Genomic DNA, 6662 nt, shown 5'->3' on the forward strand with positions numbered 1-6662 from the left:
GGTAGGGGACTTGTCGTGAAAGAGGAAGTGCGAGCTAAACGTCGGCAGTTGCGGGCTCTCGCCGGGCCGGTCGCTCTCGCCGATCGGCTCGAGAAATCCAAGGTCTTCGACACGCCGGTCAGGGTGCTGGCCAAGGCGGTACGCCAGCGCATCCGCCCGGGCCTGCTACGCGACGTGCTGCACGGCGTCCCCACGGGCAAGCCGCTGCACCCGCCGCTGGCCACGGTCAGCCTGGGCTGCTGGCTCTCCGCGGCCGTGCTCGACCTGGCCGGGGGCGAGCCGAAGGCCACCCGCGTGCTGCTGGCCACCGGCATCGCCAACGCGCTGCCGACGGCCGCGGCCGGGCTGACCGACTGGTCCTCTCTCCACCGTGAGCAGCAGCGGGTGGGCTTCGTCCACATGATGTCCAACATGGCCGCGCTCGGCCTGTTCTCCGCCTCCCTGCTGGCCCGGGTGCGCGGTCGTGAGCAGGCGGGCCGCGCTCTGACGATGGCCGGGCTCGGGATGGCCACGCTCGGCGGCTATCTCGGCGGCCACATGGCCTACCGGCAGGCGGCCGGGGCCAACCACGCCCCGCAGATCGCCCACCTCGTGCCGCTGGGCTGGCACGACCTGTGCCTGCTCAGGGACCTGCCGGACGGGCGCCCCGTGGCGCGGCGCCTCGGCTACATCCAGCTCTTCGTGCTGCGCCAGGGCGAGGCCGTGACCGTGCTCGCCGACCGGTGCCCGCACCTGGCCGGCCCGCTGCACCAGGGCAGGCTGGTCATCGAGAACGGCGAGGCCTGCGTGGTCTGCCCGTGGCACGGCAGCACGTTCAGGCTGGACGACGGCTCTGTGCGGCACGGGCCCGCGACCGCGCCCGCGCCCATGTTCGAGACGCGGATCCGGCGTGACGGCACGATCCAGGTACGGCCGGGCTTGACCTGAAGTCCGCTTGAGGTCTTACCGTCGGCCCATGAGCACGATTCTTGTGACCGGCGCGACCGGCAATGTCGGCAGGCATGTGACGTCCCAGCTCGCGGAGGCCGGACTGGAGGTGCGGGCGCTCGTCAGGGACCCTGAGCGCGCGCGGTTGCCGGGACGGGTCGAGGTGGTACGCGGCGACCTGACCGAGCCCGCGACGCTTGAGCCCGCGCTGAAAGACGTGGAGAGCGTGTTCCTGCTCTGGCCCGCGTTCACGGCCGACCATGTGGCGGAGGTGGTCACGGCCGTCGCGGAGCACGCGCGGCGCGTGGTGTACCTGTCGGCGAACGTGCCGGACGAGCCGCCGGCGCACTACCACGAGATCGAGCGGCTGATCCGGCACTCGGGGCTGGGCTGGACGTTCCTGCGGCCCGGCGGCTTCGCGGCCAACACGTTGGGCTGGGCGGACCAGATCCGGCAGGGCGTGGTGCGCTGGCCGTACGGGCAGGCCGCGAGGTCCTTGATCCACGAGAGGGACATCGCGGCGGTGGCCGTGCACGTGCTCACCTCGGCGGGCCACAACGGCGCCACGTACGTGCTCACCGGCCCGGAGCAGCTGACCCAGGCCGAGCAGGTACGCGTGATCGGCGCGGCGGTCGGACGCGAGGTGCGCTGGGAGGAGCTGCCGGCGGACGTGGCCCGCGAGCAGCTCGTGGCGGCCTGGGGCGACGCGGGCTTCGTCGACCGCGCGCTGAAGGCGTGGGCGAGCTTCGTGACGGCCCCGGAGCCGGTCACCGACACCGTGGAGCGGCTGCTCGGCAGGCCGGCGCTGACGCTCGGCGAGTGGGCCCGCGACCACGCCTCGGACTTCAGTTGACCTCGCCGGCCGGGTGCTCCACGAGGGCGAGGATGCGGTTGGACATGAACCGGGCCGTGCGCACCGCCGTGCCGCCGCGGGTGACCTCGCTCACCTCGACGAGCCCCCGCCGGGTGGTCACCTCGACCCTCCGGCCGGCGCGGGTGGCCCTGATCTCGTAAGTACGCGGCGTTCCACCGGCATCGATGACGATCTCCACCCGATCACCCTTCATGTACGTATTCATACCCATATGAGTTGAGAATTATCCGTACACCAGTACGATAATGGCCGCGATCCCCACACACACGATGACCCCTCGCAGGACGGGCGCCGGGATGCGCCGGCCCAGCCTGGCGCCCAGGAACCCGCCCGCCACCGCCCCCAGCGCGACCCCGGCCACGGCCGGCCAGTCCACGTGCGCGACCGCCACGAACAGCACCGCGGCCACGGCGTTCACGATGAGCGCGAGCACGTTCTTGGCGGCGTTCACCCGCTGCAGGTCCTCGTCGAGGAAGCTGCCGAGCAGCCCGATCAGCAGCACGCCCTGGGCCGCGCCGAAGTACCCGCCGTAGACGCCCGCGGCCAGCACCCAGAGCCACAGCGCCGCGCCCCCGTACGGGTGCGCGTGCCCGCGCCGCTCGGCCAGCCACCGGTTGAGCGTGGGCTGCACCAGTACCAGCATGCAGGCCAGCGCGATCAGCGCGACGACGACCACATGGAACACGCCGGGGTCCAGGAACAGCAGCAGGATCCCGCCGATCAGCGCCCCCAGAGCCGAGGCCAGGCCCAGCCGCAGCAGGCGCTCGCGCTGCCCCTGGAGCTCGGGACGGTAGCCGTGCGCGGCCGTGAACGAGCCGGGCACGAGGCCGATGGTGTTGGAGACGTTGGCGGTGACGGGATCGACGCCCACGGCGATCAGCGTGGGGAACGTGATCAGCGAGCCGGACCCCACGACGGCGTTGATCGCACCCGCCAGCGCACCGGCCGCGCAGACCGCGACCAGCTCCCACCCCGTCACGAACCCTCCTTACACGTCCGGGCTCTTGGGGGGTGTGAAGAGGCCGCCGAGGTTCTCCAGAACCTTGCCCATCTCCGAGGGGACGATCCAGATCTTATTGGCGTCGCCCTTGGCGATCTCGGGCAGGGTCTGCAGGTACTGGTAGGCGAGGAGGTGCTGGTCCGGCTTGCCCTCGTGGATGGCCCTGAACACCATGCCGATCGCGTCCGCCTGCCCCTTGGCGCGCATGGCCTGGGCCTCGGCCTCCGCCTGCGCACGGAGCACGGCCGCCTCCGCCTCGCCGCGGGCCCGCAGCACCGACGCCTGCTTCTCGCCCTCCGCCTGAAGGATCGCCGCCTGGCGCTGCCCCTCGGCGGTCAGCACGGCGGCGCGCTTGTCGCGGTCGGCGCGCATCTGCTTCTCCATCGAGTCCTGAATGGAGGCGGGCGGGTCGATGGCCTTGAGCTCGACCCGGTTGACGCGGATGCCCCACTTGCCGGTCGCCTCGTCGAGCACGCCGCGCAGCGCGGTGTTGATGTCCTCGCGCGAGGTCAGCGTGCGTTCCAGGTCCATGCCGCCGACCACGTTGCGCAGCGTCGTGACCGTGAGCTGCTCGACGCCGGTCAGGAAGTTCGCGATCTCGTACGTGGCCGCCTTCGGATTGGTCACCTGGAAGTAGATGACGGTGTCGATGGACACGACGAGGTTGTCGGAGGTGATGACCGGCTGCGGCGGGAAGGACACCACCTGCTCCCGCAGGTCGATCATGTCCTTGATGCGGTCGATGAACGGCACCACGAGGTTGAGCCCCGGGGTCAGCGTCCTGTGATAGCGGCCTAGGCGCTCGATGATGGCGGCCGTGGCCTGCGGGATGATGCGGACCGTGCGGGCCACTCCGAAGCCCACCGCCGCGACCACGACCAGGGCGACGATGAGCTGCTCGACGGACATGGCGACGCTCCGAAGCCGAGGGGACCGACTCCGTGGATCCTATTTCCTTTCAGCCCGGGGCGGCTTTTATATGCATAAATGGTGATCTAGTAGGCGCGGGCGTACCAACGCCCCTCGGCGCTGCGCTCCAGCGAGAGTGGCACCCCGAACGTCTGCGACAGGTTCTCGGGCGTCATCACGTGCTCGAGCGGCCCCTGGGCCACCACCGAGCCGTGCCGCAGCAGCAGCCCGTGCGTGAACCCGCTCGGCACCTCCTCGACGTGGTGCGTCACCAGTACGAGCGTCGGCGAGCGGAAGTCGCCCGCCAGCACCGACAGCCGGCGCACCAGGTCTTCGCGGCCGCCCAGGTCGAGCCCGGCCGCGGGCTCGTCGAGCAGGAGCATCTCGGGGTCCGGCATGAGGGCGCGGGCGATCTGCACCCGCTTGCGCTCCCCCTCCGACAGCGTCCCGAACCGCCGCCTGATCAGGTGGGCCGCGCCCATCATGTCGATCAGCTCGACGGCCCTGGTCACGTCGTTGGAGTCGTACTCCTCCGTCCAGCGGCCCATGATGCCGTACGAGGCCGTCAGCACCAGGTCGATGACCTTCTCCTCGGGCGGGATGCGCTCGGCCAGCGCGGCGCTCGCCAGCCCGATGCGCGGCCGCAGGTCGAACACGTCCGCCTGCCCCAGCCGCTCCCCGAGAACCTCGACCACGCCCTCGCTCGGATAGAGCAACGTGCTCGCGACCTGCAGCAACGTGGTCTTACCCGCGCCGTTGGGCCCGACGACGACCCATCGTTCGTCCGCGTTGACCGTCCAGTCGATGCCGCGCAGCAGGGCGGCTCCGTCGCGCCTGACGGCGACGTCCTGTAGCCGCAGCACCTGACCACCCATCCCCGATACCTCCTTAGGAGTCACGCTCGGGACAAACCTATTGCAGGGCGAGCGCTTATCGTGGATCGGTGCGCCCTGAATCGACTGTCTGTCCCTCCCTGGTCGCCTGGGGCAACGCGTGGCTCGCCGGTCACGTCGGCCTCGACGAGGCGGCTGACCACGTGGAAGCCGCCGGCGGTCCCGCCGTCGCGGGTGACGTCCCGCTGCGTAAATACCTCGCAAACCTGCGGGCCGACGGCCTCCGGGAGCTCCGGCTCGCCCTGCCCGCGCCCGGCGATCCGCTGGGGCTGTCGGGGCCGGCGCCGCTCAACGCGGCCGCGGTGGACGCCGGCCAGGCCGCCATCGTGGTGCTCGACGACCGCAACCTCGGCCTCGTGCCCACGCCCGATCTTCGCGGGTCCTCCTATGTCGGGGTACGCCTGGAGGTGTATGACTCCGGGCCCGTACGCCATGATCTGCCGACGCTCTCGGAGGCGGAGCGGGAGCTGTCGGAGGCCATGCGCTCGGCCACCGACGCGCTGTCCTCCGTCGAAGGCCCCATGCAGGCCCGGCCCTCGACTGTGGAGCGCCAGGGCGGGGAGCTGGCGCCCGGCTATCCCGCGCGGGCGCACCGCGTCGCCACCCTCGCCGCCCGGCTGACCACGGCGCTGCGGCTCGCGGACGAACGCGGTCTCACGTCGGGGCAGATCGCCGCCCGCACCGTGGCCCTGCGCGAGCTCGACCGTGCGGTACGCCGTGCGCTCGTGGCCGCCCATCACGCGATCTTCGAACCGCTCAGGAACTGAGCTTCCACAGCGTCCCCACTACCCCAGGCCGTGCCGTACCGCATAGAGCGCGGCCTGGGTGCGGTCCTGTACGCCCAGCTTCATCAGCACGTTGGAGACGTGGGTCTTGACCGTCTTCTCGGCGACCGCGAGGCTCCTGGCGATCTCCCTGTTGGACCGGCCGGCCGCGATGAGCGCGAGCACCTCACGCTCGCGCTCGGTCAGCGGCACGGGCCCCGGCGGGTCGTTCTGCGGCGACAGCATCGCCTCGGCCGCCTCGGGGGCCAGCAGCACCTGCCCCCCATGTACGGCGCGCACGGCCTGGACCAGCGCGGGCGGATCGACGTCCTTGTAGAGGAACCCCGACGCCCCCGCCCGCATCGCCGGCCCCACGTCGGACCGGTCGCTCACCGACGTCAGCACGATCACCCTGGTCGCCGACCCGGCCAGCCGCTCGAGCGCGCCGAGCCCGTCGAGCACCGGCATCTTCAGATCCAGCAGCAGCACGTCGGGCGCCAGCTCCGCGACCAGTTCGACGGCCTGCGCCCCGTCGCCCGCCTCCCCGACGACCGTGAGGTCGTCCTGGAGGTCGAGGAACGTACGCAGCCCCTGCCGCACCACCGGATGATCATCGGCGATCAGCACCCGGATCAAACGCCCACCTCCATGCGTACCGTGGTCCCACTGCCGCGGGCCGACTCGACGGTCATGACCCCGCCCACGGACTCCGCCCTGTCACGCATCGACACCAGGCCCAGGCCGCGCGACTCCACCTGTTCGAAGCCCGTGCCGTTGTCGCGTACGGTCAACGCCAGCTTGCCGTCCTCGTACGCCAGGCGCACGGACACGCTCGCGGCCTCGGAGTGCCTCAGCGCGTTGTGCAGCGCCTCCTGGGCCACCCTCAGCACCGCCACCTCGACCGCGGAGGCGACCTCCGGCAGCTCCTCGCACTCGAACGTGACCAGAGACGGATGGAGCCGATCGAGCATGCGCACGTGCTTGCGGAGCGTCTCCGCCAGGCCGTGCCGGTCGAGCTCGGCCGGCCGCAGCTCGACGATCACGGCTCGCAGCTCGGACAGGGCCTCGCCGGCCAGGCGCTGGACGCGTTCGAGCTCCTGAGCCGCCCTCTCGGGGGCCCGGTCGAGCATCGCGGAGGCGGCCTGCGCGGTGAGCCTGAGCGAGAACAGCTTCTGCGTCACCGCGTCGTGCAGCTCGCGGGCCATCCGGTTGCGCTCCTCCAGCATGGCCAGCTCGCGACCGCGCTCGTACACCGCGATCTTGAGGCCGACCAGCACGCCGCCCGCGTCGGTCTT

9 protein-coding genes are annotated in these 6662 nt (G+C 71.5%); 3 read left to right on the forward strand and 6 right to left on the reverse strand.

What is annotated here, in order from left to right:
- Positions 1–27 precede the first annotated feature (27 nt).
- Both AB0J64_RS11550 and AB0J64_RS11555 read left to right on the forward strand, forming a co-directional pair.
- Positions 28–927, forward strand: coding sequence for a Rieske 2Fe-2S domain-containing protein (locus tag AB0J64_RS11550; RefSeq protein WP_364024305.1), 900 nt, complete (start codon positions 28–30; stop codon positions 925–927).
- 28 nt (positions 928–955) lie between these two features.
- Positions 956–1780 (forward strand): NAD(P)H-binding protein, encoded by an 825-nt coding sequence (locus tag AB0J64_RS11555; protein ID WP_364024308.1) that lies wholly within the window; start codon positions 956–958, stop codon positions 1778–1780.
- Here AB0J64_RS11555 and AB0J64_RS11560 read toward each other — a convergent pair.
- The 4 genes from AB0J64_RS11560 to AB0J64_RS11575 form a co-directional block, all read right to left on the reverse strand.
- Positions 1773–1994, reverse strand: coding sequence for a hypothetical protein (locus tag AB0J64_RS11560; RefSeq protein WP_344998721.1), 222 nt, complete (start codon positions 1992–1994; stop codon positions 1773–1775). The two genes, AB0J64_RS11555 and AB0J64_RS11560, sit on opposite strands and share 8 nt — an antisense overlap.
- Before the next feature lie 30 nt (positions 1995–2024).
- Positions 2025–2780, reverse strand: a complete 756-nt coding sequence (locus AB0J64_RS11565) for a sulfite exporter TauE/SafE family protein (RefSeq protein ID WP_364024311.1) — start codon at positions 2778–2780, stop codon at positions 2025–2027.
- Between the two features lie 9 nt (positions 2781–2789).
- On the reverse strand, positions 2790–3710 hold the full coding sequence (locus AB0J64_RS11570; protein WP_364024314.1) for an SPFH domain-containing protein: 921 nt from the start codon (positions 3708–3710) through the stop codon (positions 2790–2792).
- An 86-nt stretch (positions 3711–3796) separates the two neighbouring features.
- Complete coding sequence (locus AB0J64_RS11575) at positions 3797–4585, reverse strand: ABC transporter ATP-binding protein (protein WP_364024317.1); 789 nt, start codon at positions 4583–4585, stop codon at positions 3797–3799.
- A gap of 68 nt (positions 4586–4653) precedes the next feature.
- On the opposite strand from AB0J64_RS11575, the gene AB0J64_RS11580 reads away from it, so the two are divergent.
- Positions 4654–5370: a hypothetical protein gene (locus AB0J64_RS11580; protein WP_364024320.1), complete on the forward strand. Its 717-nt coding sequence runs from the start codon at positions 4654–4656 to the stop codon at positions 5368–5370.
- Positions 5371–5388: 18 nt separating this feature from the next.
- Here the strand turns inward: AB0J64_RS11580 and AB0J64_RS11585 are convergent, their stop codons facing one another.
- The gene (locus tag AB0J64_RS11585) at positions 5389–6003 is read right to left on the reverse strand and encodes a response regulator transcription factor (protein ID WP_344998735.1); all 615 of its coding nucleotides are present in this window, start codon (positions 6001–6003) and stop codon (positions 5389–5391) included.
- A partial coding sequence (locus AB0J64_RS11590) for a sensor histidine kinase (RefSeq protein WP_364024324.1) occupies positions 6000–6662 on the reverse strand: 663 nt, incomplete at its 5' end. The genes AB0J64_RS11585 and AB0J64_RS11590, both read right to left, overlap by 4 nt.

Source organism: Nonomuraea sp. NPDC049695 (genome assembly GCF_040674955.1).
In the GTDB taxonomy this organism is placed as follows: Bacteria; Actinomycetota; Actinomycetes; order Streptosporangiales; family Streptosporangiaceae; genus Nonomuraea; species Nonomuraea helvata.

What these genes read in the sequence shown, in the direction of transcription:
- AB0J64_RS11555 (WP_364024308.1), top strand. Translation starts at nt 956, where the DNA reads ATGAGCACGATTCTTGTGACCGGCGCGACCGGCAATGTCGGCAGGCAT.
- AB0J64_RS11560 (WP_344998721.1), bottom strand. Translation starts at nt 1,994, where the DNA reads ATGAAGGGTGATCGGGTGGAGATCGTCATCGATGCCGGTGGAACGCCG.
- AB0J64_RS11570 (WP_364024314.1), bottom strand. Translation starts at nt 3,710, where the DNA reads ATGTCCGTCGAGCAGCTCATCGTCGCCCTGGTCGTGGTCGCGGCGGTG.
- AB0J64_RS11575 (WP_364024317.1), bottom strand. Translation starts at nt 4,585, where the DNA reads ATGGGTGGTCAGGTGCTGCGGCTACAGGACGTCGCCGTCAGGCGCGAC.